The following is a 26,365-nucleotide window of genomic DNA, read 5'->3' as shown; positions in this document are numbered from 1 at the left end:
AATAAAAGTTTTTTATCTTCCCTTTTTTCTTTCCCTTAAAAAAACGAAGACTTCCGAATTATGGGCAAGTTGACCAAAAAAAATCGTCGGAACGAGAGCAAAAAACGTTTTTTTCCTTCCCTTAAAAAACGATGCTCTGTACATGTTATGAAAAGTTGACTAAAAATCTGCTTTGGCGGTAGCGAAGCCGAATAAAAAATGATTCTGAGCGGTGCGAGCGAAGCGAGTCAGATACCTATTCCGCTCAGCCATCATTTTTTAGGCGGTGTAGCGAACGCCAGAGCAGATTTTTACATCTGAAAGTTTATAATACTGTTGGAAAACTAGCGTTTTAGAAGCGATTCTGCTTCCTCAAAAATTGCAGTGTAGACAATCTCGATTTTGTCTTCGTCGAGTGAACTGAAGGCAACTCGCAATGTTTTTGCGTCGATTGCGATTGTTCCGATTCCTCGGTCGTACAAAAGCTTTTGCCTGAGTTCCTCCGCATCGATTCCTTTTAGATTAAAGCTCATAAAGTAGCCAGAATTGAACGGAAGAGCTTCCAGCGCGCTTGATTTGTGGCTGTCCACGAATTTGCGGACGAGCTTGTATCTTGCTTCAAGAACTTTGCGGTATTTGAGTTTCTGCTCTTCAATCTGCGGGTCTTTAATCGCTCCGAGCATGATGCTCTGCGAAGGCGTTGTTGAACAAGAAACTGATGAGCGGATGAGTCCCATCATTTTTTTGATGAGGGCGTCGTAATGCGCGTCGTTCATATTTTTTGAACCGAAAGTGATGAATCCGTATCGGAATCCCCATGCAAAGTCTTCTTTTGTCGGTCCGTCGATTTTGATTGCGAGAACGTTTTCGTGCACGTCGCAAAGTTCTGCGAAAAGTGACTGTGGATAAATATCTTCCTCGTAATTAAGTCCGAAATATGCGTCGTCATCCCAAACGATAACTTTCGTGCCTTTTTCCGTCTTCTGCTTTTACGGCTGCAATAATTTTTTTGGCTTCCTCGTTCGTCGGTGAGTAGCCGCTTGGGTTCTGCGGGAAATTCAAAATTACCCGGACAGAGCCATATTTTTTTCCTTCGTCGGCAAGGGCTGCCTTGAAGGATTCAATGTCAAATTTTCCGTCCTTGAACATGTTGAACTGATGCAGCTCGGCTCCGCGGCGAGTCTCAACGATTAGGGCGTAATTGTCCCAACTTGGGTTTGCGGCGAGGAGAGGATGGTTTTCGTCAACGAAAAGATCCGAAAGATAAGAAATGCCTGCTGTGAGGCCTGGAACTACTACAGGGAGCGAAAAATTTTTTCCTTTGAGTCCAGGATTCTTAACGAACAGTTTTTGTTTCCATAATTCCCTCAGCTCCGGATTTCCTGCGGTTGGCGCATAAGAAACCAACTGGCCTGCCGTTAGCTCCGGCGCAAACTTCTGTACAGCTTCAAGAATGATTGGTTTACCGCCAATCAAAGCAGTTCCGATTGTTGCATTTGCTGTATTACCGACTTTTTTGGCTTCGGCACTCTGAGCGATGATTCCCTTAGGGAAAAAAATCCTTGATCCTAAATCTGATAGGACGTCCTGGGCTGCTGTTCCAGCCAATGCGTTATTCAATTCTTGTGCTAATGGGTTTAACATGGTAAAGTATCTTACTTCGTAAAAATATACAGTGTCAATTCAAAAAAACACATAAAACTGCATATTTATGCAATTTTGGGGTGAAAAATGGTGGAAAATAGCATAAATAATCAAAAATTTGATGAATGTAAGAAATTTATCGATTATGTGAAGAGAGAAATTTCTAAAAGAATCGTCGGACAGTCTCAGGTTGTTGACGGAATTCTTATGGCTATGGTGTGCGGCGGGCATGTTCTTCTTGAAGGTGTTCCGGGACTCGCAAAAACTCTTACGGTAAAAACATTTGCCGAAATTTCGGGGCTTGATTTTAAGCGGATTCAGTTTACGCCGGATTTGCTTCCTGCCGATGTTACGGGAACTTTGATTTACGAGCAGACTTTCGGGCGTTTCTCGTTCCGAAAAGGTCCTGTTTTTACCAACGTCGTTCTTGCCGATGAAATTAACCGCTCCCCGGCAAAAGTTCAGAGCGCGCTCCTTGAAGCAATGGCGGAGCATCAGGTTACGATTGGAGAGGAAACTCACAAACTTCCTGAGCCGTTCATCGTTCTTGCCACTCAGAACCCGATTGAACAGGAAGGTACTTACAATCTTCCAGAGGCGGAGCTTGACCGATTCCTTCTAAAAATCGTTCTTCCGTACCCGACTGCTCAGGAAGAGGTTCAGATTGTAAAAACTTCTGGAAAAGCTGATTTGGTTCCTGTTGAAAAAATTCTTGATGCTTCAAAAATTGCTTTGTTCAGAAAATATTTAGAGCTTGTTCAGTGCGACGACAAAGTTGTTGAATATATCGTTTCGATTGTTGCGGCTACCAGACCTTCCAACGAAAAAAAAGTTACCGGTCGGCTTGCGATTTCTTCAATAAAAAAAGACGACATTGGAAAATACATAACGTTCGGGGCTTCTCCTCGTGCAGGAATCGCCCTCTTGCAGTGCGCGAAGGCAAACGCAATGTTCAACGGGCGCTCTTTTGTGCTTCCTGACGACGTAAAGGCTGTTGCGCACAGAGTTCTTCGCCATCGTCTCGTGCTTTCTTACGAGGCTGCCGCGGACGGAATCCAGAGCGACGACATGATTGACCGAATCCTTTCGGTAATGCCTCTACCGTAATTTGGCTTGCCTATGCTGGAAAATACTTCGAGAATCACACGGCGGGCAATGCAGCTAAAAATTGCCGCAATTTCGCTTGCCGAGGATATGCGCACCGGAAATTTTAAGTCTCTTTACCGCGGAAATGGAATCGAGTTTATGGACGTTCGCGAGTACTTGCCTGGCGACAATGTTCGCGCGATTGACTGGAACGTCACTGCCCGAATGGGGCGCCCGTTCATCAAGCAGTACAACGAGGACAAGGAACTTGCAGTCTTTTTTGTGCTTGACCGCTCTCTTTCCATGCTTGGAGGCTCTCAGAAGAATTCTAAGATTCAGATTGCCTCGGAGACGGCGGCACTCATTCTTCTTGCCTCAGAGCACAACGCGGGGGCGAACGGAGCAGTTTTCTTTGACGGAGACATACAGTTTGCCTGTCCGCCAAAAGCTGGCCGCGACACCGCAATGACGATTCTTTCGCACCTTGACGACTACGACGTAATCGAAAAAAAAGGCTCAGCGCTGGGAAATGCCCTCGAAGGTGCTGCAAAAATGCTCCGACGAAAATCGCTGGTCTTTATTCTTTCGGATTTTCGTGCGGTGGGCTGGGAGCAGCCTCTTGCCCGCTTGGCACAAAAAAACGACGTTATTGCCATAAAAATCACAGACCCAATGGACAGCGAACTTCCGGATATGGGAACGCTGCCGTTTTACGATGCTGAAACTGGCAAAATTTCGGTTTTTCCAACTTCGTCGAAGGAATTCAAAACTGCATGGTTTGAGCATAACCGAAACAAAAACGATTACATGAAGATTTTCTGCCAAAAGCACGGAGTCATTCCGCTTACGATTTCGACCGTGGAAGACCCGATTCTTGTGCTTTCGCAGTTTTTCTCAAAGATTTCTAAAAACTAACGAACATGAAAAAGACTTTTTCTTTTCTGATAATTTTTTTTACGACTTTACTCTGTTTCTCCGAAAACGTTCAGCTCCTCTTGCCAAAAAACGTGTACACTGGCGAGGTTGCCGAATTGCAGTATATTTTTCAGAGCAAAGAAAATTTGATTCCTGTTCTGAATACAAAAGATGATGAAAGTGACTCTTTGAATCATCTTGATTTGGACACCGATTTTTCCGTTTTCAGGCAGCTTGAAAGCCGCTGCAAGGTCGTGTCTGCCTCAATTGAGTTTTCAAAGTCCTTTTCGGGGGAAAACTACACTCTTTCCATCGATTTTATTCCCTGGCAGCCTGGAACGATAGATTTTCCTGCATTTGACCTTTGTTCTCTGATTCGTTTTTCTTGCAGCCCGCAGGATTACACTCCAAATTTTACAGTGAACTTTGACCCGTTTGATGTTTATTCGATTGTTGATGAAAAAAATATTACGCTTTTTAGGAACGTCGCTCCTCCGCATTTGATTCCGGGCACAAAGACTTTAATCGTGATTTTTTTGGTTTTGACATTTGTGTTCTTGTTTGCGCTCGTGAACGTGCTCGTAAGAATTCCTGCCATTTCCCGCGCAATCCGTGACATGCAGGATTCTCGAACCCTGCGCCGAAACGCACGAATCAGCATTCGGAACCTTAATCGCCTAAAAATGAATTCCGCAAATCTTGATGACGAAAAATTCGCTCTTGCGCTTCAAAAAATAATCCGCGAATTCATTGCGAGCCGGTTTGAGTTTGATTTTAAGTCCGTAGTCACGTCGGAAATCACAAGAATTTTTGACATGCGTTTTGGCGATTTGCTCACCGAAAAGGCGGCTAACGCAGTGGACATGCTCCAGTCAATTTTCTTGCGGACGGATTATATCCGCTTTGCCCACGGTCAGCACGACGCGGCGTTTAGGGAAAATGAAAAAGAAGGAATCATAAATGCCGCGATTCAGATGGTCCGTGATTTTGATTTTGACCCAGAAACTTTGCAAGAAGGGGAGGAATAAAAGATGATTGTTTTTGAGAATCCTACCGCATTTTTATTTTTTCTCGTGATTCCTGCTTATTATGTTCTTAGAAAACTCAATATTTTTACGAGAATCGCTTTTCCGCTGACTATTGCCGACTGGAAAGGACGTTCGTTCGAGTGGAAAGGCGGTTTTTCAAAAGTAAGCTCGGTTTTTTCGGCATTCATTCTTTTTTTGGCATTCGTAGTTTTTGTTTTTGCGCTGGCTTCGCCGGTTATAAATCATCAGGAAAAAATCTACACATCAAAGGGCACGGATGTGCTTTTTGTCCTGGACAGCAGTCCTTCGATGGCTTCGCGGGATATTGCGCCTCAAAATGATGGCGGGGCGAGCATTACACGAATTGAGGCTGCAAAGCAGTCAATCCGAATGTTGCTCTCTGGCGACAGGGGAACGGCATTCGGGCTTGTTCTTATGAGCAATCAGGCGGTTGCGGCCGTTCCTCCGACTCTTGACTACGACTATTTTCTAAAAAAACTTGACCAGGTTCAGATTGGCGAAATTGGCGACGGAACCGCCATTGGAATCGGGCTTAGCTCGGCGGTTTATCATCTTTCAAATTCGACTGCCCCAAAAAAGTGCATCGTCCTCATCACGGACGGCGAGAACAATGCGGGCGTGATTCACCCGGAGACCGCTGCCATGCTCGCAAACGAGAACAACATAACTCTCTACACTTTCGGAATCGGTACGCGGGGAACTGTTCCAATGGAATATATTGACCCGAACACCGAAAAAATCCACTCCGGCACTTATGATTCCAAGTTTGACTCTTTGCCGCTTGAAAAACTGGCTTCGATTGCGCAAGGACGGTATTTCGGAATTGAGTCCTTGGCAGACCTTTCGGAGGCACTTTCCGAAATCAGCCGAAAAGAAGGTACCGTGCAGTCATTTTACCTTCGGAATGTTGAGACTCACTGTTACACAAAACTTCTTTTGCTTTCGGGGCTGTTGTTTTCCCTTGCGTGGATTGTAAGAAGAATTTTCTTAATGGAAATTTTGTAGGAGGACGCAAAAATGATTTCAATTGAACGACCTTATGCTTTTTTGGTCGCTCTTTGCGCTTGTTCCTGCGATTTTGTTCATTTTTATGCGATATAAAAAACTCGTTTCTGTTTTTGGCGGATTCCACGATTTTTCGCAAAATATTGATTTGAAGAATCGCCTGAAAAAGGTGTTTTTCTTCAGGACGGCTTTTAGGGCCGCTGCATGGATTTTTGCAGTTCTCGCCTATGCGGGCTTTTCTTGGGGAACAGAAAATATCCCCGTCCAAAAAAGCGGAAATGCGGTTTGTCTTGTTTTTGACGTGTCTTACAGTATGCTTGCCGAAGACGCGGGCTTCGCAGACGGCAATGGCGGCGAAAAAAAACTTTCCCGCCTAAAGATGAGCGCGCTTTATGCGAAAAGTCTTCTTTCCAAAATGGAAGGAACTTCGATTTCGGTTGTTCTTGTAAAAGGTGACGGATATGTTTTTGTTCCGCTCACGGAGGATTATTCGGCGGCACTTGCCTTAATCGAAAATCTTTCGCCTGCTCTTATGACTTTTCATGGCTCTTCTCTCGGAAAAGGCTTAAAAACTGCCGTTGAGTCTTTTCCTCATAACCTCGGTCAGGCTCCTAGAATCTGGTTTTTTACCGACGGCGAGGAATCTGACGATTTGCTTGAAGAAGAAATTTTCGTTGCGGCAAAAAACGGAATTCCTGTGAGCATAATCGGTTTTGGTTCTGAAGAAGGCATTGAAATCACAGCCGGAGGCGGCCAGAAAGTCCACTCTTCGCTTCAGGCTGCAAAACTTTCACAAATCGTTTCAAAAGTTTCTTCAAAGACAAATTCTCTTTACAGTCAAAAAGACAATGCCCTCGTAAATTTTGTGCGTGCGGACGAAAAAGGTTCTGCAAACCGTTTGCTAAAGCAGCTTCAAACTTCTGGTGAAAAAGAAAACACGGTTTTTACTTACGAGATTCGCCCTGTCCAGCGGCATGTGTTTTTTATGCTCCTTGCGCTGATATTTTTTGTGCTTTCCTTCGTTGTTGCCGATTTTGACATAAAAACAATTCGAAAGGCTTTCGTAAAAGGTAAAAAAAATCGGAAAGGCAATTTTTCAAAAAAACTTTCAGCCCTTTTGTATTTTTTCTTCGGCATTCTTTTTTAGTTCCTGTGGCGAGGATAACCGAAAAACTGAAATCTTGCAGGGCGCGTGGAATTGGTATCACGGAGATTACCGGCAGGCAACGGCAAAATTTATTAACACTTATGATTCCCTTGAAGACGGCAAACTGGCAAAATCCTACGCTTTGTTCGGGCTGGCTTCCACGTACATTTCTTTGCAGGAATACGATGTTGCCCTGGAAAAACTGAACAAAATTTCTGGCGGGCAGGAATCAGAAAATCTTCCGAAAGAATTTTTGAGCGACGTTTTTTACAACAAAGGCATGGTTTTTGTTTTAAAAAGTGACTTTAAGGCGGCTGCGGAAGAATTCAAGCAGGCGATTCTTTTTGACCACGAAAATATGGACGCAAAAATAAACCTTGAGCTTTGTCTCAGACAGAACGTTGAGGAACCGAAAGAATCTTCGGAGGAAAATCTCCAGAAAAATGATTCCTCTTCGAACCTCGAAAAGTCGATTTTTGAGCTTATAAACCAAAACGAGCAGGAATGGTGGACGAATATTGAGCAGCCGCCAAAAGAAGACGGCGTTCTCGACTATTAGGTTCAATTTGGGCGGTGGTTGAGCGTGGTCGAAACCACCTAAAATTTTATGGTGGATTTATGAAAAACAGATTTTTATTCGTTTTGATTTTTTTTACTTTCTCCTCTTTTTTTAAAATCTTCGCGTGGACGATGTTCCCAAAAGATGAATACAAAAATTTAAGACTCACTCCCGAAGATAATTATATTTTTACTCAGCAGGAAAATGGTTTTTCCCTCGTGATTCCAAAGGCCGACGCTTCAAAAATCTCGACGGAGCTTCCAGAATTTCCAGCTGGAATAAAATTTATTTCTTCGGTTCCGGAAGATTTTGTTGATGATGATGGTGAGCGCGGAACGATTCTGCATTTTTGGTTCAATTTTACGGCGACTGGGCAGGTTCGCATTCCTGAAATCACTTTGCAAATTGAGAATCACAAATATCAGGCTTCTTTTCCGGTCATTGAGGTTTTTGAAAATCCTTCGCTCATAAATCCGATTCTCTCCGTTGAATTTTATGATGAAAAAGAAAACGGACTTGAATTCTCAAAAAACGAACGGGGCGTGAATTGCATAAATGTTCAATCTGGAAAATCCATAAAATTCATGGTTTATGTTCAGTTTGCCGTGCAGATTTACAATTTTGACTACAAAATTCCTAAAAATTCGATTTTTACGGAAATGGGGCACTGGGGAAAGATTTCTGAATACGACAATCCTGGAAAATTCTCAACGAAAAAATATCCTGTCGCGCAATTCGAGTGGAAGCCTCTCGTTGAAGGAACGTATGAAATGCCGCAGGTTTCTGTGAATGCAATTGCGTACAACGGCGCAAAAAAGCCTCTTTCCCTTCCTTACTACGAGATTTTTGTTTCTGAATCTGATATTTGCGCAACTGAAGAAAAATCTTCTTTTGAGGAAAATGAATTCCTTTCCAATGCTTTTAACTCGGCTTTTGAAGATGAGAAAAAAGAAAATCTTGCACAGAACTTTGATTTTCCCTCTGAAAATTATTGCGCTTCTCTCGCACAGGCCCGTTCTGAAGAGCGTCATTCCTTTCCGTGGAGCCGCTCTGTAATTGCGAAAAGGCAGCTTGTGGAATCAGAAGTCGGAATTTCTTCGCCGCAGAATGAGCCGAGCATTCCGTTCTTAAAATTGCTTATTGCGGTTTTTGCGGGACTTTTCGTAATCATGATTATCCTGCTGTTTTTACGTCATTTGCGTTCTTCGCTCGTGGTTGCTGTTTTTGCAACTGCGTGCATGGTTCTTTCGCTTAGAACTTCGCTCCGTCTTCTTCCAAAATATGGAATTTTTGGCGGAACGAAAATCTCGCTCATTCCAGAACAAAATTCTTCTTCGGTTCATACTGTTTTGCCGGGGCAGCGCGTAAAACTTTTGGAAAGTGCTGGCAACTGGATTTTTATAGAATGTGTTGATTATTCAGGCTGGGTTTTAAAAAATACAGTATACGAAATTCGCTAACAGGAGATGTGATAAAATGGATTTTGGAGATATTTTGAATCAGTGGGACGCTTCGCAGAAAGCTTCCAGAAAAGAAAAAAAGTCTCAGCCTCAGGTGAGTCACAAAAAGCCCAACGCGCTCACAAAAGAGGAACGTGAAGCTTTGAAGGGCGGCCCTACCAACGAAGAAATCATGGAGGCGGAAGCTAAAGTCAGAATTAATCCGATGGAACTTTGGCTTCGCCGTTACGGCACGACTGATAAAGATGCCCTTGCAGATGAATACCGTGAGCGCACAAAAATGGAAAGCCGCGAGTATCTCCGTACAATGCCGCCTGATGCCCGCATCGACCTGCATGGCCTTACCCGCGACGACGCATGGGCACGCCTTGACCGCTTTGTTGCGGACTCAATTCGCCGCGGTTTTAAGAAAATTCTTATCGTGCACGGAAAAGGCGTTCACAGCCACGGAAGCGACCCTGTTTTGGGGCCAATGGTGCGCACTTTTATTGAACGCCACGCAAATCTGGGAACTTCCGGTCATCCCGACCACAATCACGGCGGAACCGGAGCCACGTGGGTTATAATAAAGTAAAAGGGAGCTTTTAAGTCCATTCGTAATCTAGAAAGTCAACTTTGTCGCTCCCCACGAGTTTTTCGTGGAAAAACTCGTGCTTCACTTAAAATAAAAGGGAGCTTTTAAGTCCATTCGTAATCTAAAAAGTCAACTTTGTCGCTCCCCACGAGTTTTTCGTGGAAAAACTCGTGCTTCACTTAAAATAAAGTAACGGGAGCTTTTAAGTTCGTTCGTAATCTAAAAAGTCAACTTTGTCGCTCCCCACGAGTTTTTCGTGGAAAAACTCGTGCTTCACTTATAATCGGAGTGCGGGAGTTTTAATTATGAATGTGAGAAAGTTGATTAAAATTGTCGGAACGACGTTAGTGCAGACAATTTTTACATCGGCAAGTTTATAATACATACAAAATTCCCTTGTTACTTTGTGCTTTTATCAGTATTTTAAAGGTAGAGGAAATAAATATTGAACGATTTATACGAAATTTTGGGCGTTTCAAAAAATGCCTCAGCGGACGAGATTAAATCCGCATACCGAAAACTCGCAATGAAATATCATCCTGACAGAAATCCAGGAGACAAGGCTGCGGAAGAAAAATTCAAGAACATTTCTGCTGCTTACGAAGTTTTAGGCGATGAGACAAAACGGCGTCAATATGACCAGTTTGGTTCAAATACAGATTCTCAGAAGACTTACGAGCAGCAGTGGCAGGAAGCTTGGAGACAGGCTCAGCGCGACGGTTATGGCACTTACGGCCGGCAGTCACAGAACGACCCGTTCTGGCAGTGGATGCACGGTGGAGCTTTTGACGAGGAAAATGAGCGCTACGACAATCAGCGACGATATTATTACTACACGACTCAGGGCAGAAACTCTTCGCCAATGTCTACGACAGAAAAGCTTTTTTATCTTGTTCAGAGAATAGTAATGTTTTTGGTGGGATTTGCGATACTTTCAACTCCGTTCTTATTCCCAATCGGTTTCTTGTTGATGATTTCTGGTGCAAAAGGTGCGATTTCTGCATTCAAGAGTTTGTTTTACGGAAGCAAAAGTTAAAAAATAAAGGGACTGGAAACAGTCCCTTTTCTGCTTAGCGTTCGCGGAAGATGATGCGTCCGCGGTTCAAATCGTATGGTGAAAGAGCAACCTTAACGCTGTCACCCGGAACGATTCTAATAAAATGTTTGCGCATTTTTCCTGAAAGGTGAGCCATGATTACGTGTCCGCCATTTTTCAATTCAACACGGAACATAGTGTTTGGCAACGACTCTTTTACAATACCTTCGACCTCAATAGCTTCTTCTTTAGCCACATATCCTCCAAATCATCCAAAAAATATAAGAAAAAAGTTGTCTTTTTGGATTTTTATAATTATATTATTATGAACGTTTAAAAAAAATTGTCAACATGGGAGACGTATACTGTGGATCAGGCATTTATTGAAAAAATGAAGGAAGCACTTATTGCTCAGAAAGATGTGATTCTTGAGTCACTCGCCTCAAAAAATGAAGAATTACAAAAAAATCGTTGAAGGCATTGAGCCTGGTGATGAAGTCGATATTGCATCTGATGCAATTGACGGAAAATTGTTGGAGTCGCTCGGAGTTCAAGATTCAAATCGTTTGAAGATGATTGATAATGCGCTCGACAGAATCAAGCAGGGCAAATACGGCTACTGCCTCGTTTGCAAAAAGGAGATTCCGCAGGCACGATTGGAAGCAATTCCTTATGCGTTTATGTGCGTAAACTGCAAAGCTCAAGATGAGCGCAAAAACCGCTAAAGTCATTGTTTCTTGCTGTAAACGGGCTGTTCGTTTTCGGATGGCCCGTTTATATTTTATAAAAGTCAAACTTATTTTTTAAAGGAATCGCAAGTTCCGTGTAGCCCACTTTTTTTGCGAGGGACAAAGCTAAATCAAAGGAGCCGTCCAATTGTGACTCGTGGTGCGCGTCTGAACTTATCGTTATCGGTACGCATAAGTCAAAAAGCAAGGTAAGAAAATATTCCGACGGATACGGATTTGTCATGTATCCTCTTGAAATCCCGCCTGTGTTTATTTCGGCGATTACGCCGGCCGATTTTATTTTTTCTGCGAGTGATTTTAATTCATCTTTGTACCAAGTTTCGTTCTCGTCCAAAAAATTCAGTCGTCCGTTGAATTTTCTGATTAAATCTGGATGACCGATTATTGAAAAATCTCCTCGTTCTAGCATTTCTTTTTGCAGCGAAAAATATTCGTGCACCGCATTGCGTACGCTTCCGTTAAAAACCGTTTTTATTCCGTTTTCCAGCTCTTGTGGCGTGTTGTCAACCGCAAAGGTTTCGATGTTGTTGTAAATGTAATGAATCGAACCAATCAAAAAATCCGGCTTGAATTCTGCATATTTTTCGAACGTCGGCAAAGTGATTCCTGGAATGTAGTCTGCCTCAAAACCGTGAAGGATTTTTATTTTTTCGGCGTATTTTTCTTTTAGCCTAAAAATTTCGTCCGTGTATTCTCCGAGCCGTTCCGAACGCAAATGCCACGAAGAGTCGAAAGGCTGCATTGAATGGGCTGAAAAGCCCAGCATGTCGAACTTTTTTGTGATTGCCGAGCAAACCATTTCTTCGGGAGTGTTTTTTCCGTCGCAAAAAGTTGTGTGAGTGTGAAAATTAGTTTTCATTTGCTGTTCCGTTTTGTTCTTGAAGTTCTATTTCCTTTTTCCATGTTTCAATGCATTGCTGGAAATCCTTAAAGGCCTCGTCGAGTTTTTCATGCGTTATTTTGATTTGCTCGATGTCGGAGAGTTTTGCCGCATCTTCGGTTTGCTTTCCAAGTTCACTCAGAAGTTTTGCAGAAATTGAACCTGAACTTCCTTTGATTGTGTGACCGATTTTTTGGATTTCTGAAAAATCGTTCGCGTCAATGCTTTTTGGAAGGTCGGCTAGCAAAGTTGAAGTCTGCGCGATGAATTCGGAAAGTAGTTTTTTTCCGAATTCAATGTCATTCCCGATTGTATCCATAAAATCATTTTGGTCCCAAAGTTCCACTTCATTGCTTTGGTCTTTTTGAGCGGGCTGCGGAATGACTGTATTGACTGTTGAAAAATCGGTGACTTTTAAAACTTCTCGCCAGCGTTCGATTACGTTGCGGATTGTCGCACGTTTGAACGGTTTTACGAGAATGTCGTTTATACCGATTTTCATATAATCTTCAAAATCCCCGGAATCGTTGTTCGCGGTGCAGGCCACGATGATTCCCTTAAAGCCTTCTTCGCGGATTTTTATAGTCGCCTCAACACCGCTCATAACCGGCATCTGTATGTCCATAAAAATCAGGTTTATTGAAGGATATTGCTGAATGCACTCGACGGCGAGCTGTCCGTTTTCGGCAAGATAAACGTCGGCGCCAAAGTTTTTCACGAATGTTTCAAGCAGCTTTCGGTTTACAGGGTGATCTTCGGCAATCAGAATCTTTAGCCCTTCGGCAACTTTTGCTGTTGAAAGGACAGATTTTTGGTTCTGCTCTTTTTCTTCGAGACTCGGTTTTGAAAGGTCAATTTCTTCCTGCTCTCGGATTGTTGGGAGCGTTTCCAGCGGCGTGTCCGACGCAAGGGCTTCTACGAGAAATTCCTGAAGTTTTGCGCGCCGAATCGGTTTGTACAAATAGCCGTTGTACCAGTTGAGCATTTTCATTTTGGCTTCGCTTCCCATTTGACCTTCCGGCACAAGAAGACAGAGCCGAACGCTGTCTTTGATTTCTGGATGGCTTTTTATTTCTGAGGCAACGTGCCAGCCGTCAAAATTCGGCATTAGCATATCGACAAAAGCGAGCGTGAACGGTCTGTGAATTTTTTTTGCGAATTCAAGTTGGTTAATTGCGTCTTCGCAGCTGTTCGCAGTTTCGATTTCGTAGATTCCCAGGGCTTCTATTTTGCGCTTTAGGCTTTTTATTGCGAGCGGGCTGTCATCGATAATCATGATGCGAACTTGGTCAACATTGCGGAACGGAAAGACTTGAACAGGTTTTTCTTCCACGGCGATTTTTAGAGGCAGCTTGAACCAAAAAATGGAACCGCCGTAGGGATTTGAGCGCACACCGATGTGTCCGTTCATTGCCATGACTAGGTTTTTTGAGATTGAAAGGCCTAATCCCGTGCCGCCGAATTTTCTGTACGTCGAAACGTCCGCCTGATAGTATTCGGAAAAGAGCCGTTTTTGTTTTTCTGGCGAAATTCCGATTCCGGAGTCGGTGACTTTAAAATAGATTCCGTCATCGTCAGAGTAGGCGAGGACTACGTGAATGTATCCTTCGTTGGTGAATTTTACGGCATTCTTAATAAGGTTTAGCATGATTTGCTGAATGCGCACCGGGTCGCCAGTGACCATTGCCGGTACTGACGGATGAATGTCGGTTACGATTTCGAGGCCTTTGTTGAATGCCTCAATGCTTATCAAGTCAACAACCTGCTCTGTTACGTTTGAAATGTCAAAAGGAATATTTTCCAATTTGAATTCTTTTGAGCGGATTTTTGTGTAGTCTAGAATATTGTTTGCCAAATCCAAAAGGACTTCCGCGCTGAACTGAATTTGACGGATATATTCCATCTGCTCCTTGTCGAGTCGTGTGTCCTGAATTAATTCGATTGTGCTTACAATCGTTTGGATTGGCGTTCGTATTTCGTGAAGCGTACCGGCTAAAAATCGGCTCGCATCATCGATTCTTAAAGTTGATTTAGGCATTTATGATTTCTAGTGCTTTCTGAGTTACGACTTCTGGTTTCTGCGGCTTTAAAAGATAGCTTTTTGCTCCGAGCTGGAGCGACTGCATAATCATTTCTTTTTGCATTGCCTGAGAATAAATAATCGTTGGAATGACTATTTTTCTGTCTTGAAGTGATTTTAAAATGTCGAAACCTGAAAGTCCTGGCATAAAAATATCAAGAATAAGGACTGAGAATTTTTTTCTTGTGGCTTCAAGAATAAATTCTGAACCTTTCGAGAAAGTTTCTGCTTCGAATCCGAGGTTTTCAAATGATTTTTTGAGAAGTTCGCGGATAACCACATCGTCATCGATAATCGCGGCTCGTGCGGTAATGGTTGAGCCATCGTCTGAATCTGCAGCGGCTCCGCTGTCCGAGTAAAAGCGCATTTCGACTGAGCCTGTGTTCGCATCTTTTGTGGCGGTAAGAAAATTCTCGCTGATAGCGTCGTGCAAGTCTTCTGAGTTGTTGTTTCCGACAAGGGAATTCAGAACGTCTGAAAGATTTCTGACGACTTCAATTCCGTCGTATTCAGGGTGTCCCTCAATCATGTCTTTTGTTATTTCGTCAAGGGAAAGCACCTTGATGTTTTTGTGCGCGATGCTCTTATTTGAAATTATGTTGTCAAAAAGAAGTTCCAGATTCAATCCGTCTACAAAACTCAGGTTCAAATCCGTCATCATAAGAACGACTTTTGGAGTTTCGATTTTGTTTTTTTCGATTAGCTCCGAAAGCTTGTATTTTAAAATCGCAATTTTTTCGCGATTCAGTCCCATTGCGATTTCAATGAAAATTATGTTATTGTTCAAATGAATGTCGAGCACGCATGGAGTTGTGTCCATTGATAATCCGAGCTTGAGAACCTGTCCGATTGATTCAAAGAAAACGTCGAATTTTATAGGTTTTGTAAAATATTTTATTACGTCATATTGAATCAAATTTCCAACGGTTTCTTTTGAGGCGACTGGACCCGAAATTATTACTGGGATATTTTTGGCGTTGATGTCCTTCTTTTTTTTCTCCAAAAAATCCACGAATTCTTCTATGTTGTCTTCGATATTTAAAATAATCAAATCGGGTATTGTAGAAATAAGTTTGGTAAATGCGTCTCTTTGTCCATTTGCAATTTCAACCCCAACTTTTTCTGCGACTAATTTTTCTCGCAAAAATTCTCTAAACATTGGTGGTGCGTCTATAATTAAAACTTGTTTCATCTTATTTATATTATCGTTGTTTTTTTTAAATTTGAAAATAGATTCTAAATAAATTTGAAAATAAGTATAAAATTTTCTAAGCGGATTTGTGAGTTTGCAATATGTTTACAATCGGAATGGAAAAAGTGTGATATAATAGAAGAAATTATGATTTTGTGAGGTTTGTATGTCAAAAATTGCTGTATTTTTAGCTCCTGGATTTGAGGAAATTGAAGCCCTTACCCCTGTTGATTATTTGCGCCGGGCGGGTCAGGACGTTGTGACCGTTTCTGTTCCATCCGCTGATTCTGATGAAATTTCTTCGATTGTTACGGGCAGCCACAATATTCCTGTAATTGCGGACGTGGTTCTTGAAGATTTTAAGGCGGAGCTTTCTTCTTCATTGCCGGACGCAATTTATTTTCCGGGCGGAATGCCTGGCGCTAGCAATTTGGCGGCAAACGCTTATCTTTTGGATTTGGTAAAAAAAATGAATGAAAACGGAAAGCTTGTTTGTGCGATGTGCGCAAGTCCTGCCGTTGTTCTCTCTAAAACAAATGTTCTTTCTGACAGAAAGTGGACTTGCTACCCAGGAATGAACGACGGAATTCCTTTTGGAAGTCATGTTGCCGACGTTCCGTTCGTGTACGACAAAAATCTTCTTACGGGAAGAGGTCCTGGAACTGCCGAACAGTTTGCGATGAAATTCGTGGAGATTCTTGCCGGTTCCGAAGTTGCAAAAAAAGTTCACGACGGAAGCTGCCAGCGATAAATCTTTTGTGATTGGCCTTGCCGTGGCCTGTCATTCCGAACATGATTCGGAATCTCACAATATTTCCGCTAACAAAAAAGGCTTGCCCTAATTTGAAGTGCACTTCAATTCAGGCAAGCCCTTTTTTAGTCGTTACGCAAAACTATGGGCGAACGATGATTTTTGCAGGGGAATGCTGATAGCAAATTCGTAAAGTTCCTTGTGGATTCCGGTGCGGACGTTAATGCTGTGGCTTTTCCCGACGAGGAGGACGAGTCTGACGAAACGAGCGAGCTTTACGCGCGCAATCGTTATCTTATGCCGAAGCCAACTGCGAGCTTTTCGAAAAATTCGGAAGACCGTTAAAAGATTCGAAAAAATAATGTGACCGGAAGAGTTGATTTGCTTCGTGGAACGAAGTGAAGTGAACTCAATCAATTTGAATCTTGTTCACGCTCTCTCTTTTTTTTAGCCAGTCCTCTACAAGTTCTTTTGGCGCAAGCGGAATGGCTTCGTCGGCCCATTGCCATGTCCAGTGGCGGATTGAATAAAGCTGGTTGCTCCTAAAACTCAAGATGATTCCTGGATTTTTCGCGTCGGGACCTGGATTTTTTTCGTCTGGAAGGATTTTCTGGTTCTCGCCCCAAATTCTGTTTTTTGCGTAACGGGCGGCGTAGCCGTGCAGGTGGATTTTAAAATCAAGGTAGTCCTTGTGGCACATGCACCCGAATGAGCCGCGAGTCATTTTGCGAAAGTCATAATTTTTGGGGAGCGTAAAAATCTCGTTTGTGAGCTGGAGATTTTGCATTTCGCCAAGAGTGTATCGTCTGCTGTCGTTTTTGATTATGTCAAGCCCGTGCAGGTTCCAGTTTCCGTTGTCAAAAATCAGCTGCCAAGGCTGAACTCGCCTCTGAAAAAGTCCCTGCGTTGTGGTTGACTGGTAATCGAACGTGATGACCCGATTTTCGTGCAGCGCTTTTTCGATTAGTCGCCAGGTTTCGGCAGCAACCTTGTAGTTTGGGGCGCCAACAAAAATAATCCTGTCGTTCTCGCTCTTTTTGCTGATTCGTATTCTGTCGGTCGATAAATCGTGATTCTCAATTGAAAGTGATTCAAAAACTTCCTGGGCTTCTTTGTAAAGCGGATTGTTTTTTACCATGTCCATGAGCGTTTTTATGAGCTTTGCAGCCTTTGCCGCGTTCTCGTCCGTGTAGAATCGCGGGAGACGATATTTTTCATCGGTGTAAAAGTACCCGCTCGTTTCAAAATCAACGTCAATCGGCGCATTGTATTTTTCCTGAAGCTCCGCAATGTCGCGGAAGAACGTGGTTTTGCTCGTTTTGATTCCGTATGTTGATTCTAGCTCAGCAACCATCTTATCCCATTTGAGTTTTTTCCCTGAAGCGATAATCTCGTCAATTGCCTGAAATCGTTTTGATTTTTCCGTAAAGTCAACAGCCATAAAAGTTCCTTTTTTTATTCCCGTGACTTGGGAATGAAGGTAATTTATATTCTATATCATCAAGCAAGAAATTCAAGTTTGCTTGAAAAAAATCATAGAAATCACTTTGCAGATTTCTAACGCAGATAAACACGAATGTTCGCAGATTAGTCGCGGATAGTTATGGAGGATTCTGTTTTTTTTGAATATACCTGCATCTCATCTGTACTTTTCTGCGTTCATCTGCGTCAAAAATTTAAGAGTTGTAAAAAATCAACTGTCGCCAAAAAAGCGACAATTCTGAATCAAAGTGGTCGTATGATTATTTTGAAAGCGAGATGAGGAGGAAAATTATGAAACGAAAAATTTTATTTGTGGCATTGATGCTTTTTGCAACGCTTTGTTTTGCGGAATCACTTTCGCAGCTTAGGATTGTTGCGGATGACGGTACGTTTTTGGGGACTTTTGAATCCGAATATTCTTCAAATTCAATTTACAATCGCTACGGCACCTACGGTTCAAAGTACAATTCATCTTCGATTTTTAACAAATACGGCACTTACGGCTCGGATTACTCGCAGTACAGTCCATTCAGCCAATATTCGTACAACGCGCCCTGGCTTATGGACGGCTATGGAAATATTTACGGACGTTTGAGCGTTAACCGCTACGCAAGCGGAGTTACAAGAACGACTTACAATCTGGCCCTGCAACTAAAATCAATGCGGGATTCAATGTGACTGGCTATGCTGAACTAAATTCTGCATGACGCAAATCATGGTTGGTGAGCGAAGCCGAACCAAAGGAGAGTGCTATGAAAATCAAAAGAATTATTTTGGGGATTTTTGTGATTTTGGCTGTACCTTTTTGCCGTGCCGACGAGTTTACGGACTTGCTGCAGGACCTTGCCATGCAGACAGCGTGCCTCGGACGTTATTCGAATACGGAGGCTGGTTATTCAAATATTCAGGATCCGCACGATTATTACACCCCGCAATTTCTGGCGAAACGTTTTGCAGAAATGTCGGGCAACCGCACTCGCACGCAGACTTTTTACGGAATCTGTTTTGATTACGCGGAGGCGGCTTGGAACGGCATAAAACAAAATCAAAATGACTACAACCGTAAGGGAATGAAAAATCAGGAATGGTACATCGCGGTCAGTGATAACAATCCGAAAGTTATAAAACTTTAAGACCCAGTTCCAGAAAATCGGGTGCGCTGGAATGGCTACGGCTATGTTGATTCCCACGACGGACGGTATGTTATTTTGATGAACGGAGTCTACTGCAAGGAACGGAGAAGCCTTTCCGTGTATGCACATGACGGTGCGACAAATCATGCGTGGCTTTGGATTCAGCGGAACAACGGTTCGTGGTATTGGATTGACCCGACCTGGACGGATAATCTGGGATACGTCGTGTGCGGTTATGTTTCTGGCGGAAAGGAAGTTCAGGTACCTCCTTCAAAAAAATATTGCATTGTAAATCCTGCTGGTAAAGGTGATTTTGATTTTGGTGGTGGCGGATATTGGCCGACTCCTTCATGGTCGTTCCCGTCGTTCGATTTTGATTTGAATAGGCGCAATGAAGACGGTTTGATGGAGAGAATCTATTCAGCAGGAGTGGCAATTGAGCTTGAAAAAGAAGAGGATGCCGATGACTTCTATTGCAGTTTTAGTTGCGAGCAGGGGGATAAATATCGCTTTCCGAAGTTTTATCAACTTGATTTTTATAATCACGACAATAACCATACCGTTTTGTTCAGCGCGGATTTTGGATTGCAGCTGTTATTCGTTACGTTTTACGGCGGTTGCGGAGTTGGCTGGACGAGCAGCCGTTTTTGCGGGCTGGAAGATTTTTCCCTCGCCTGGAAAGTGAACTGCGGCATTCGGGCAACAGTGGGCTTTCCCGTTCGCTGGGATATCGCCTACGTAAAAGGGCACGGTTACATTTACGGAGTCATGTTCGGTTTTGGGCACTGAGAGAACGTGTGCGGTGTTTTTATGGAAACGCAGATAAAAGACGAGCTACAAATTCACCTTCCGTTTTCGGAAAGTGATACAGCTTAAAAGAGTTTTACGCTTTTTTCATATAAGGAGGCTTTATGGGCGAACACATTGTTTTTGAGCAATACACTGACATGGATAAAAACATTCGAGTGCTTGCACAAGTTAAAGCTGAATGTCTTTGTCATCAATATCTCAATGATTGTAGAGTAAAGTGTACAAATTGCTCTAAGTATAAAAAGATTCTTGACTGCTATAGTCAGCTTGCAACTTGTGATAAACTGAAATGTGACCATGATGCTGATTATATTGTCGGCTATCTTATTAGGGATAGACTTCAATATAAATCAATAAAGCTGCGTACATTTGCTACCTTACTTCTTTTTGGTACGATAATCATATTCTTATTGTTTATTTGCACTGGATGTTTACATGCACAAACATTTAATGCTTTTGATAAGCAAAGCCAGGAAATATGGAATATTCTTTGGCGTGTTCAATGCAAAGTGCATGACTGCAATTTGGACGGTCAAATAAACTGTATTGATTATTCTTTGGAATTTAAGAAGCAGTGGGATAAGGTATTCAATCCTGCTTACTGTGAAATAGTCAGAAATCGAAACAGAGACAATGGTTTTAACCACTTGTTTGTTAGGGTAAAAAGCGATAACACTTGTGACTATTGGATATTTGTAGAGCCTCAAGCAACCTATGGGTCATACCTTATGGAGGACTTTTGGGGAGACAGGTATAACTTCTGGAAAAATATCTACGGTGAAACAAATAACTGGCTGCGTCATTATGTACAATAGTTCTACATAAATTCACCTTCCTTTTATACAGCGAAAGCTGAAACCATGCGTTATAATACGCATAAAAGGAGACTCACGAACATGAAAAAAGTTTTTTCTGAATATGACGAGGCCGACAAGATAATCAAAAGTTTCTTGCAGAATAAAATCTACGATATTTTTGAAATTGATTTTGAATTGCAGAGGCGTACAAATAAATCTCTGATGAAAAAGCCGCGTGATGAATAGGAAAGGAGGAAAATTATGGAAAATTGGTTGGTGCCGGATTTGCTAGCCAATAGGGCGAATATTCGGCAGAACGCTGTAAATTGAGTTCTGTGGGTGGGATTTAATTTATCTTGAAAATAACTGAAATTCTTAATAAACTTCTTTAGACAAAAATAAAAAATGTGTTTTACTTTGTTGTGTGAAACTAGACAAGTATAATAGGAAAAATTTATGAGTAAAAAGCAAGAATTTATTAATTGGTGTATAAAAGAAGGAAAAATGAGACCAGGTCCAGCTAACTGTTATACAACATATTTGAATAAAGTTTCAGAAATTTTGGAGCTAAAAAAAGGTTTTCATATTTCATATTTTTCAGATTTCACAGAATGTGATTTAGAAAAAACTGCAACTTCTTTGAAATATTTAGATGAAATAATGGAAAACAAAGATTTCAAGGAGGTTAAGCACCCAGAACGATTAGGAAATTATAGGTGCGCGATAAATAAATACATGGCTTTCGTAAAAGAAGTGCCTTTTTGGGCAGTGCATAAGCCAGTTTTTGTTCTCAATAAAAAAATCAATGTAGAAAATGCAAAACAAGTAGTAGATTCTTCTGCGTTAAATAAGTTGTTTGGAATTTATTGGCAAGAGTTGTTCCCTTCATACAAAATATCTGGTGCAGTTAAGCCTGATTTATTAGGAGCCAAATATCTTGAAAAGAACAATGAGCTTCTTGTCGTTGTTCTTGAAGCAAGAAAGGTTTCTGCAGAGAGTTATGAGAAAACTGTAAAGGCAATGCAAAACGACAAAAAAAATAAAAGAACTGAAGGATAAAGATATCGAAGGTGTTATAATTGCAACTCTCGATGATGAGACTGTTCGTGAAGAAGTTTTAGACACTTTTAATCCTGATTTAATTGAAAAAATCGAAGTCAAAGAATTTAATGTAAAGTTGGTTTTGGAGAATTAAAATGACTTACACGGAAGCATGGAACAAAATAGTTGCACAATTCAATAAAAATCTCAACAGCAAAGAAGAGATTGTTCAGACAGCGTGGGAATTGCTTTTAGCGACAATTTTTAATTACTGTGATTCTGACATTGATCCCCAACGTTGTGTAAAAATGGGAGTGATGACAAAAAGAGCGGATATAGTGATAAAAAACAGTAACGAAGATTTATTTGTTATGGAGTTAAAACGTCACACTCTGCACGAAGGTAAAGATCAGCTTTTTAGTTATTTGAATCAGTTAAAAATCGACTTAGGTATTCTTGTCTGTGACAATCTTTATATCTACGATTATGATTTTACTGCAAAAGAAAATTTCTATTCCTTTGTTGAAATCCCATTCACACAAGACAATCCGAACGGAAGCCGTTTTGTAGAACTTTTCTCCAAGGACAATTTCGATAAGCAGAAAATCAAAGATTTCATAAAAGAAAGTAACGAAAAGAAAAATAGTGAGAGCAAAATCAAAAAAGAACTTTCAGCAAATTTGATTATGAAACTGCTCAAAAATTATTTTTCAGAAAAATATCCTGCTGCTGATATTGAGAAGATTCTTGAGGAATACAATATTTCAATAGATAAAAAGTTGGTATCAGTTGCTCCTGTATTCTTACCGCATACAGCAAAGGTAAATCAATCATTCTCTCTAAGCCAAAACTTCGGTTCGAAAGACAATACGCAGTTCATGGTGAATGGTATGCCAACTGGTGGAAAAGGTTCAACCGTACATAAAACTGTTCAGTTTTATGTCGAATCACACACTGGCATTTCATTTAGTGAACTTCAGGCAGCTTTCCCCGATTCTATGGCAAAACCGGGGTTTGGAAAAATGATTCGTCGTTTGGAAGAAGTGACTCCTCAGCAATGGGCTGGCAGTCGATTCAATAAACATCCTATAACTCTTTCTGACGGGACTCAGGTTGCTGTTTCAACACAATGGAAACCTGATAATATGAAGAGCTTCATAAATGGTGCTGCAAAACTTGGTATCGACATCAAGCCTGAAAAATAATCTACTTCCCCCACAAACTCCGCATAATTCTCTCTCGTCACCACCGCAAACGAAATCTCCGGGTAGGTTTTTGAGAATGTGAGCGGACATTTTGCGTTGGCTTTTTTCGGGTTGTATTTGAATTCAAATGCACAAATAGCACCGTTTTTTTCTTCAATAAAAATCTCAACTGCAAGGAAGAGATTATTCAGGTTTCGTGGGAATTACTTTTATCGACAATTTTTAATTATTCTGATTCGGCCATTGATTCCCAGCGTTGCGTAAAAAGCCTCATCGTTTTTCGGCGGATTTTGATTTTTCTCGCCTTGAATGTGGCGCGCATGTTTACAAAGAAAAAGCCGTGCTGAGTCTTGGCTCTTTGGGCGGGGGAAATCATTTTATCGAGATTGACAGGGACGAGGACGGGGATTTTTTTATCGTCGTTCATTCTGGAAGCCGTCATCTCGGAAAAGAGGTCGCTGATTTTTATCTTGGGGAAGGGAGTCGTGTTATGAAAAATCACGGAGAGGACGTTCCGTTTGAGCTTACTTATATAGAAGAAAGTTTGATGAATTCGTATCTTTCTGACGTTTCTGTCGTTCAGACGTTCGCGGAACTGAACAGGCTCGCGATTATCGATGAACTTGTTCGCGGCATGAAGTGGAAAATCGACGATCCGTATTCGTGCGTTCACAATTACGTGGACTTCCGCGCGGAAAAGCCGATTTTACGAAAAGGCGCGGTTTCTGCCCAAAAAAATGAGCGCGTTATTATTCCAATCAATATGCGCGACGGAATAATTCTCGGACGTGGCAAAGGAAACGCCGAGTGGAATTTTTCTGCACCTCATGGCTCAGGTCGCATTATGAAGCGCGAGGATGTAAAAAAATCTTTTACGCTGAGTGCTTTCAAATCCGCGATGAAAGGAATTTATTCTTCGTGCATCTCAAAGAAAACTTTGGACGAATCCCCGTTCGCGTACCGAGGACTCGAAGAAAGCCAAAAAGCCATCGAACCGACCGTGGAAATCACTAAAATCCTAAAGCCGGTCTACAATTTTAAGGCTCTGCCTGAAGGATAAACTTGACAGGGAAAACTTGCAAAGATATATTGGTATTAAAAAATAGTGATATAAAAAGGTAGTTTTTCTATGAATGATAATTTATCAGCGTCGATTTTTATTATGAGATTGCAAAAATTGATTGCTGAGAACAAACTGATATTCAAACCTCGTAACAGACAAAAAACAATGCAGTTCTTGTTTGACGAAGGTTTGAGTGTTAGTGATGTGTTGGGCTTTGTAAAAGAATTGCGACCTGAAAATTTTTATAGCGGCCCCACAGCCGATGATAATGGTTCTGCTGGCGACGTAATGGTTTTCTTGCAGAATTATAAGGATACAAAATTGTATATTAAGCTAAAAATTTGGACTGATAAAAATGGGGATGCAGGGGTTGTTATGTCATTTCATAAGGAGGGACAATATGATTAAAGAAATGTCTTGTCCGGATTGCGAAAAAATTGTAGTTGTTTCGGAAATCCGAAAAGAAACGAACGTGGTTATAAAAGGCAAGAATATTTCATTCTTGGTGCCAATGTATAAGTGTTCTGTTTGTGGTAGTGAATTTCAGACAATGGAACAGCTGGAAGAATCTCTTAAATTGGGAAAACAATCCGCAGAATATGCTGAAAATGAACTTACGCCAGAAAAAATAATTTCGATTCGAGAAAAATACAATGCTAGTCAAAAAGCGTTCGCGATGATTCTTGGAATGGGTGAATTGACGATAAACAAATACGAGCAAGGTGAAAAACCGAGTTCTTCAAACCGAATGTTGCTTCTGCTTTCTCAAGATCCGGGTTGCTTTTATAAAATGTACGAGATTAATAAATATAAAATCGGTGATGTTCAAAAGGAAAAAATTGAGCATTCCGCAGGGCTAAGCCGTTTTATAAATTCTTAACAAAAAAAGGCTTGCCCTAATTTGAAGTGCACTTCAATTCAGGCAAGCCCTTTTTTAGTCGTTACGCAAAACTATGGGCGAACGATGATTTTTGCAAGGTCAGGATTCTTTGCAAGCTCTTTTTCGAGGGCAGCTTCGCGTGCCTTGTTGCGGTAAGCCGGGTCCTGGAATGAGTATGTAAAGTTCGTGTGAACGTCGTAAGTTCCCTGCATGATTGCGAATGCATCTTCGGTCATTACAAGCTCTTCGTCTGTCGGGATTACGAAAACCTTAACTTTTGAGTCATCTGCCGAGATGCAAGTCTCTGCGTTTCCTGTGTTTGCAAGCTTGTTCTTTACTGGGTCTATTTTTACGCCGAGCCATTCCAAGCCTTCGAGAGCCTTTGCACGGATTGTTGCAGAGTGCTCGCCAACACCTGCTGTGTAAACGATAGCGTCTACAGGACCGATTGCTGCCATGTAAGCACCAAAGTATTTCTTGAGGCGGTAGCATTCCATGTCCATTGCGAGCTGGCTGTCTGCATCGCCTTTCTTTGCATTCTCTTCAACGTCGCGTCGGTCAGAAGATTTTCCTGTAAGACCGAGAAGACCTGATTTTTTGTTCATTGCAGTGTCCATCTCATCAGGAGTCATACCAGTCTGGCGCATGATGTAGAATGGAAGAGCCGGGTCCATGTCGCCGGTTCGAGTTCCCATTACGAGACCTTCGAGCGGAGTGATACCCATTGAAGTGTCAAAACAGCATCCGTTCTTAACAGCACACATAGAAGCACCGTTTCCAACGTGAGCGATAATAACGTTCGTGTCTTTTGGAGCTTTGTGAAGAAGAACAGAGGCACGTTTTGCAGTGTAGAGGAAAGAAGTTCCGTGGAATCCGTAGCGTCGTGCTGCGTATTTCTCATACCATTCCTTTGGAATTGCATAGCGGTAAGAAGCTGGCGGCATAGTCTGGTGCCAAGCTGTGTCCATTACAGCAACGTGTGGAACGTTCGGAAGAACTTTCTGAGCAGCCTCGATTCCCATGATGTTAGCTGGCATGTGGAGAGGTCCGAGACCGATTACCGAGCGGAAAGTGTCGAGAACTTCTGGAGTGACTTTTACAGATTTTGTGAATTTGTCGCCGCCGTGGAGTACGCGGTGTCCTACAGCGCCAATAACGCTCATGTCAGAAATAACGCCGTGGTCTTTGTCTGTGATGGCGTTCAAAATCAATTCGATAGCTTCTTTGTGTGTTGGACAAGGGCTTTCGAGAACGAACTTGTCTTTTCCCTTTGGTTTGTGAGTGATAACTGAACCAGGAGCAGTAACGCGCTCTACAACACCAGTTGCAAGAACGTCTTTGTTGTCCCAATCATAAACCTGATACTTTGCAGATGATGAACCGCAGTTCAAAGTCAAAATTACCATAAAAATCCTCTTACAAAATAAAATAAAAAAATTAATCGCTTAATTATAAAACTATCAAAAAATTTTTACAACTTGCCAAAGCCTATCTTAAAATATTGTAAGGTAGAGTCTTTTGGGCGTTCCCTCGCTTGCGCTCGGTCGGCGCTTCCGGGCGCCCCTACGGTTGGTGCTACGCACGCGCTTCGCGCCCCTCCAGTGCCTAACGCAAGGAAACGCTACACGTTTGGTTTGGAGATTTAGTTTCTGCTCGTGCGTTTCCCGCGAGTTTTCGAAAACGCATGAGTTGGCTTTCAGACCGTAAAGTTCATTTTTAGCGTTTCCAAAAACTCGCGCTCTGGAAAGTTTCTCTGAAGGTGTTCGATATGCAGATTCATTGCTCGCGCGCCGTTCGCAATTTTTGTGAGATTTCTTTCCGGGGCTTTTGTGCCTAACGCAAGGAAAC

General features: G+C 42.0%; 29 protein-coding genes and 1 pseudogene. 22 read left to right on the top strand and 8 right to left on the bottom strand.

Features of this window, described 5'->3' with window-relative positions; translation table 11 throughout:
* Positions 1 to 323 precede the first annotated feature (323 nt).
* Both JI65_RS17665 and JI65_RS17660 read right to left on the bottom strand, forming a co-directional pair.
* Entirely contained in the window at positions 324 to 890 is a 567-nt protein-coding gene (locus JI65_RS17665) for an aminotransferase class I/II-fold pyridoxal phosphate-dependent enzyme (protein WP_340138440.1), read from the bottom strand.
* A 34-nt stretch (positions 891 to 924) separates the two neighbouring features.
* Complete coding sequence (locus tag JI65_RS17660; RefSeq protein WP_340138439.1) at positions 925 to 1,623, bottom strand: aminotransferase class I/II-fold pyridoxal phosphate-dependent enzyme; 699 nt, start codon at positions 1,621 to 1,623, stop codon at positions 925 to 927.
* An 87-nt stretch (positions 1,624 to 1,710) separates the two neighbouring features.
* Here JI65_RS17660 and JI65_RS09025 point away from each other — a divergent pair, with 87 nt between their 5' ends.
* The 9 genes and pseudogenes from JI65_RS09025 to JI65_RS17385 form a co-directional block, all read left to right on the top strand.
* Positions 1,711 to 2,730, top strand: coding sequence for an AAA family ATPase (locus JI65_RS09025; RefSeq protein WP_191015449.1), 1,020 nt, complete (start codon positions 1,711 to 1,713; stop codon positions 2,728 to 2,730).
* A 12-nt stretch (positions 2,731 to 2,742) separates the two neighbouring features.
* The gene (locus JI65_RS09020) at positions 2,743 to 3,624 is read left to right on the top strand and encodes a DUF58 domain-containing protein (protein WP_191015446.1); all 882 of its coding nucleotides are present in this window, start codon (positions 2,743 to 2,745) and stop codon (positions 3,622 to 3,624) included.
* A 5-nt stretch (positions 3,625 to 3,629) separates the two neighbouring features.
* Positions 3,630 to 4,652 carry a hypothetical protein gene (locus JI65_RS09015; protein WP_191015443.1) on the top strand — a complete coding sequence of 341 codons (1,023 nt, stop codon included), beginning with the start codon at positions 3,630 to 3,632 and terminating at the stop codon, positions 4,650 to 4,652.
* 3 nt (positions 4,653 to 4,655) lie between these two features.
* Positions 4,656 to 5,678 carry a VWA domain-containing protein gene (locus JI65_RS09010; protein WP_191015441.1) on the top strand — a complete coding sequence of 341 codons (1,023 nt, stop codon included), beginning with the start codon at positions 4,656 to 4,658 and terminating at the stop codon, positions 5,676 to 5,678.
* 22 nt (positions 5,679 to 5,700) lie between these two features.
* The gene (locus JI65_RS09005) at positions 5,701 to 6,825 is read left to right on the top strand and encodes a vWA domain-containing protein (protein ID WP_191015438.1); all 1,125 of its coding nucleotides are present in this window, start codon (positions 5,701 to 5,703) and stop codon (positions 6,823 to 6,825) included.
* A gap of 34 nt (positions 6,826 to 6,859) precedes the next feature.
* Positions 6,860 to 7,384 carry a tetratricopeptide repeat protein gene (locus tag JI65_RS09000; RefSeq protein WP_191015436.1) on the top strand — a complete coding sequence of 175 codons (525 nt, stop codon included), beginning with the start codon at positions 6,860 to 6,862 and terminating at the stop codon, positions 7,382 to 7,384.
* A gap of 59 nt (positions 7,385 to 7,443) precedes the next feature.
* A complete protein-coding gene (locus tag JI65_RS08995; RefSeq protein WP_191015434.1) occupies positions 7,444 to 8,844 on the top strand; it encodes a hypothetical protein in 1,401 nt (466 codons plus the stop codon).
* 16 nt (positions 8,845 to 8,860) lie between these two features.
* Positions 8,861 to 9,418, top strand: coding sequence for a Smr/MutS family protein (locus tag JI65_RS08990; protein WP_191015431.1), 558 nt, complete (start codon positions 8,861 to 8,863; stop codon positions 9,416 to 9,418).
* A gap of 442 nt (positions 9,419 to 9,860) precedes the next feature.
* Positions 9,861 to 10,067 (top strand): annotated as a pseudogene (locus JI65_RS17385) (DnaJ domain-containing protein); the annotation flags it as partial.
* Positions 10,068 to 10,488: 421 nt separating this feature from the next.
* Here JI65_RS17385 and infA read toward each other — a convergent pair.
* A complete protein-coding gene (gene infA / locus JI65_RS08980; protein WP_191015428.1) occupies positions 10,489 to 10,710 on the bottom strand; it encodes a translation initiation factor IF-1 in 222 nt (73 codons plus the stop codon).
* Between the two features lie 193 nt (positions 10,711 to 10,903).
* On the opposite strand from infA, the gene JI65_RS08975 reads away from it, so the two are divergent.
* Positions 10,904 to 11,179 carry a TraR/DksA family transcriptional regulator gene (locus JI65_RS08975; protein WP_340138438.1) on the top strand — a complete coding sequence of 92 codons (276 nt, stop codon included), beginning with the start codon at positions 10,904 to 10,906 and terminating at the stop codon, positions 11,177 to 11,179.
* A 49-nt stretch (positions 11,180 to 11,228) separates the two neighbouring features.
* On the opposite strand, the gene JI65_RS08970 is transcribed toward JI65_RS08975, so the two are convergent.
* Genes JI65_RS08970 through JI65_RS08960 form a run of 3 tightly spaced genes read right to left on the bottom strand, consistent with a single transcriptional unit; the run spans position 11,229 to position 15,307 of the window.
* Positions 11,229 to 12,062, bottom strand: coding sequence for a histidinol-phosphatase (locus JI65_RS08970; protein ID WP_191015426.1), 834 nt, complete (start codon positions 12,060 to 12,062; stop codon positions 11,229 to 11,231).
* Positions 12,052 to 14,121, bottom strand: a complete 2,070-nt coding sequence (locus JI65_RS08965; protein WP_191015423.1) for a hybrid sensor histidine kinase/response regulator — start codon at positions 14,119 to 14,121, stop codon at positions 12,052 to 12,054. The genes JI65_RS08970 and JI65_RS08965 overlap by 11 nt, the downstream gene beginning before the upstream one ends.
* Positions 14,114 to 15,307: a response regulator gene (locus tag JI65_RS08960; RefSeq protein WP_242457202.1), complete on the bottom strand. Its 1,194-nt coding sequence runs from the start codon at positions 15,305 to 15,307 to the stop codon at positions 14,114 to 14,116. Before JI65_RS08960 ends, JI65_RS08965 begins: the two co-directional genes overlap by 8 nt.
* 214 nt (positions 15,308 to 15,521) lie before the next feature.
* Here JI65_RS08960 and JI65_RS08955 point away from each other — a divergent pair, with 214 nt between their 5' ends.
* Both JI65_RS08955 and JI65_RS08950 read left to right on the top strand, forming a co-directional pair.
* Positions 15,522 to 16,106, top strand: coding sequence for a DJ-1 family glyoxalase III (locus JI65_RS08955; protein WP_191015418.1), 585 nt, complete (start codon positions 15,522 to 15,524; stop codon positions 16,104 to 16,106).
* Positions 16,107 to 16,268: 162 nt separating this feature from the next.
* Complete coding sequence (locus tag JI65_RS08950) at positions 16,269 to 16,451, top strand: hypothetical protein (protein ID WP_191015415.1); 183 nt, start codon at positions 16,269 to 16,271, stop codon at positions 16,449 to 16,451.
* A 64-nt stretch (positions 16,452 to 16,515) separates the two neighbouring features.
* Here the strand turns inward: JI65_RS08950 and JI65_RS08945 are convergent, their stop codons facing one another.
* On the bottom strand, positions 16,516 to 17,547 hold the full coding sequence (locus JI65_RS08945; RefSeq protein ID WP_191015414.1) for a helix-turn-helix transcriptional regulator: 1,032 nt from the start codon (positions 17,545 to 17,547) through the stop codon (positions 16,516 to 16,518).
* 332 nt (positions 17,548 to 17,879) lie between these two features.
* Here JI65_RS08945 and JI65_RS08940 point away from each other — a divergent pair, with 332 nt between their 5' ends.
* The 10 genes from JI65_RS08940 (at position 17,880) to JI65_RS08895 (ending at position 24,517) form a co-directional block, all read left to right on the top strand.
* Positions 17,880 to 18,266, top strand: coding sequence for a hypothetical protein (locus tag JI65_RS08940; protein WP_191015413.1), 387 nt, complete (start codon positions 17,880 to 17,882; stop codon positions 18,264 to 18,266).
* Positions 18,267 to 18,340: 74 nt separating this feature from the next.
* Positions 18,341 to 18,721: a hypothetical protein gene (locus JI65_RS08935; RefSeq protein WP_191015411.1), complete on the top strand. Its 381-nt coding sequence runs from the start codon at positions 18,341 to 18,343 to the stop codon at positions 18,719 to 18,721.
* A gap of 21 nt (positions 18,722 to 18,742) precedes the next feature.
* Positions 18,743 to 19,510 carry a hypothetical protein gene (locus tag JI65_RS08930; RefSeq protein ID WP_191015409.1) on the top strand — a complete coding sequence of 256 codons (768 nt, stop codon included), beginning with the start codon at positions 18,743 to 18,745 and terminating at the stop codon, positions 19,508 to 19,510.
* Positions 19,511 to 19,632: 122 nt separating this feature from the next.
* Positions 19,633 to 20,346: a hypothetical protein gene (locus tag JI65_RS08925; protein WP_191015407.1), complete on the top strand. Its 714-nt coding sequence runs from the start codon at positions 19,633 to 19,635 to the stop codon at positions 20,344 to 20,346.
* 81 nt (positions 20,347 to 20,427) lie between these two features.
* The gene (locus tag JI65_RS08920; RefSeq protein WP_191015405.1) at positions 20,428 to 20,574 is read left to right on the top strand and encodes a hypothetical protein; all 147 of its coding nucleotides are present in this window, start codon (positions 20,428 to 20,430) and stop codon (positions 20,572 to 20,574) included.
* Between the two features lie 210 nt (positions 20,575 to 20,784).
* Positions 20,785 to 21,387, top strand: a complete 603-nt coding sequence (locus tag JI65_RS08915) for a hypothetical protein (RefSeq protein WP_191015403.1) — start codon at positions 20,785 to 20,787, stop codon at positions 21,385 to 21,387.
* A 137-nt stretch (positions 21,388 to 21,524) separates the two neighbouring features.
* Positions 21,525 to 22,574 carry a type I restriction enzyme HsdR N-terminal domain-containing protein gene (locus JI65_RS08910; RefSeq protein WP_191015401.1) on the top strand — a complete coding sequence of 350 codons (1,050 nt, stop codon included), beginning with the start codon at positions 21,525 to 21,527 and terminating at the stop codon, positions 22,572 to 22,574.
* Positions 22,575 to 22,830: 256 nt separating this feature from the next.
* Complete coding sequence (locus tag JI65_RS08905) at positions 22,831 to 23,634, top strand: RtcB family protein (RefSeq protein WP_191015398.1); 804 nt, start codon at positions 22,831 to 22,833, stop codon at positions 23,632 to 23,634.
* Positions 23,635 to 23,703: 69 nt separating this feature from the next.
* Positions 23,704 to 24,045 (top strand): type II toxin-antitoxin system MqsR family toxin, encoded by a 342-nt coding sequence (locus JI65_RS08900; protein WP_191015395.1) that lies wholly within the window; start codon positions 23,704 to 23,706, stop codon positions 24,043 to 24,045.
* Complete coding sequence (locus tag JI65_RS08895; protein WP_191015393.1) at positions 24,038 to 24,517, top strand: type II TA system antitoxin MqsA family protein; 480 nt, start codon at positions 24,038 to 24,040, stop codon at positions 24,515 to 24,517. The genes JI65_RS08900 and JI65_RS08895 overlap by 8 nt, the downstream gene beginning before the upstream one ends.
* A 71-nt stretch (positions 24,518 to 24,588) precedes the next feature.
* On the opposite strand, the gene JI65_RS08890 is transcribed toward JI65_RS08895, so the two are convergent.
* Positions 24,589 to 25,923 carry an acetate kinase gene (locus JI65_RS08890; RefSeq protein ID WP_191015390.1) on the bottom strand — a complete coding sequence of 445 codons (1,335 nt, stop codon included), beginning with the start codon at positions 25,921 to 25,923 and terminating at the stop codon, positions 24,589 to 24,591.
* Between the last annotated feature and the right edge of the window lie 442 nt (positions 25,924 to 26,365).

Source organism: Treponema zioleckii (genome assembly GCF_014737315.1).
Lineage (GTDB): Bacteria > Spirochaetota > Spirochaetia > Treponematales > Treponemataceae > Treponema_D > Treponema_D zioleckii.
Note: the sequence above shows the minus strand (reverse complement) of the source record. Positions and strands in the feature narration are given on the sequence as shown.

What these genes read in the sequence shown, in the direction of transcription:
- JI65_RS08955 (WP_191015418.1), top strand. Translation starts at nt 15,522, where the DNA reads ATGTCAAAAATTGCTGTATTTTTAGCTCCTGGATTTGAGGAAATTGAA.
- JI65_RS09025 (WP_191015449.1), top strand. Translation starts at nt 1,711, where the DNA reads ATGGTGGAAAATAGCATAAATAATCAAAAATTTGATGAATGTAAGAAA.
- JI65_RS08940 (WP_191015413.1), top strand. Translation starts at nt 17,880, where the DNA reads ATGAAACGAAAAATTTTATTTGTGGCATTGATGCTTTTTGCAACGCTT.
- JI65_RS08965 (WP_191015423.1), bottom strand. Translation starts at nt 14,121, where the DNA reads ATGCCTAAATCAACTTTAAGAATCGATGATGCGAGCCGATTTTTAGCC.
- JI65_RS09010 (WP_191015441.1), top strand. Translation starts at nt 4,656, where the DNA reads ATGATTGTTTTTGAGAATCCTACCGCATTTTTATTTTTTCTCGTGATT.
- JI65_RS08945 (WP_191015414.1), bottom strand. Translation starts at nt 17,547, where the DNA reads ATGGCTGTTGACTTTACGGAAAAATCAAAACGATTTCAGGCAATTGAC.
- JI65_RS08915 (WP_191015403.1), top strand. Translation starts at nt 20,785, where the DNA reads ATGAGTAAAAAGCAAGAATTTATTAATTGGTGTATAAAAGAAGGAAAA.
- JI65_RS08925 (WP_191015407.1), top strand. Translation starts at nt 19,633, where the DNA reads ATGGGCGAACACATTGTTTTTGAGCAATACACTGACATGGATAAAAAC.
- JI65_RS08990 (WP_191015431.1), top strand. Translation starts at nt 8,861, where the DNA reads ATGGATTTTGGAGATATTTTGAATCAGTGGGACGCTTCGCAGAAAGCT.
- JI65_RS08935 (WP_191015411.1), top strand. Translation starts at nt 18,341, where the DNA reads ATGAAAATCAAAAGAATTATTTTGGGGATTTTTGTGATTTTGGCTGTA.
- JI65_RS08975 (WP_340138438.1), top strand. Translation starts at nt 10,904, where the DNA reads ATGAAGAATTACAAAAAAATCGTTGAAGGCATTGAGCCTGGTGATGAA.
- JI65_RS08920 (WP_191015405.1), top strand. Translation starts at nt 20,428, where the DNA reads ATGAAAAAAGTTTTTTCTGAATATGACGAGGCCGACAAGATAATCAAA.
- JI65_RS17660 (WP_340138439.1), bottom strand. Translation starts at nt 1,623, where the DNA reads ATGTTAAACCCATTAGCACAAGAATTGAATAACGCATTGGCTGGAACA.
- JI65_RS08995 (WP_191015434.1), top strand. Translation starts at nt 7,444, where the DNA reads ATGAAAAACAGATTTTTATTCGTTTTGATTTTTTTTACTTTCTCCTCT.
- JI65_RS09015 (WP_191015443.1), top strand. Translation starts at nt 3,630, where the DNA reads ATGAAAAAGACTTTTTCTTTTCTGATAATTTTTTTTACGACTTTACTC.
- JI65_RS09020 (WP_191015446.1), top strand. Translation starts at nt 2,743, where the DNA reads ATGCTGGAAAATACTTCGAGAATCACACGGCGGGCAATGCAGCTAAAA.
- JI65_RS08900 (WP_191015395.1), top strand. Translation starts at nt 23,704, where the DNA reads ATGAATGATAATTTATCAGCGTCGATTTTTATTATGAGATTGCAAAAA.
- JI65_RS08890 (WP_191015390.1), bottom strand. Translation starts at nt 25,923, where the DNA reads ATGGTAATTTTGACTTTGAACTGCGGTTCATCATCTGCAAAGTATCAG.
- JI65_RS08895 (WP_191015393.1), top strand. Translation starts at nt 24,038, where the DNA reads ATGATTAAAGAAATGTCTTGTCCGGATTGCGAAAAAATTGTAGTTGTT.
- JI65_RS08910 (WP_191015401.1), top strand. Translation starts at nt 21,525, where the DNA reads ATGACTTACACGGAAGCATGGAACAAAATAGTTGCACAATTCAATAAA.
- JI65_RS08970 (WP_191015426.1), bottom strand. Translation starts at nt 12,062, where the DNA reads ATGAAAACTAATTTTCACACTCACACAACTTTTTGCGACGGAAAAAAC.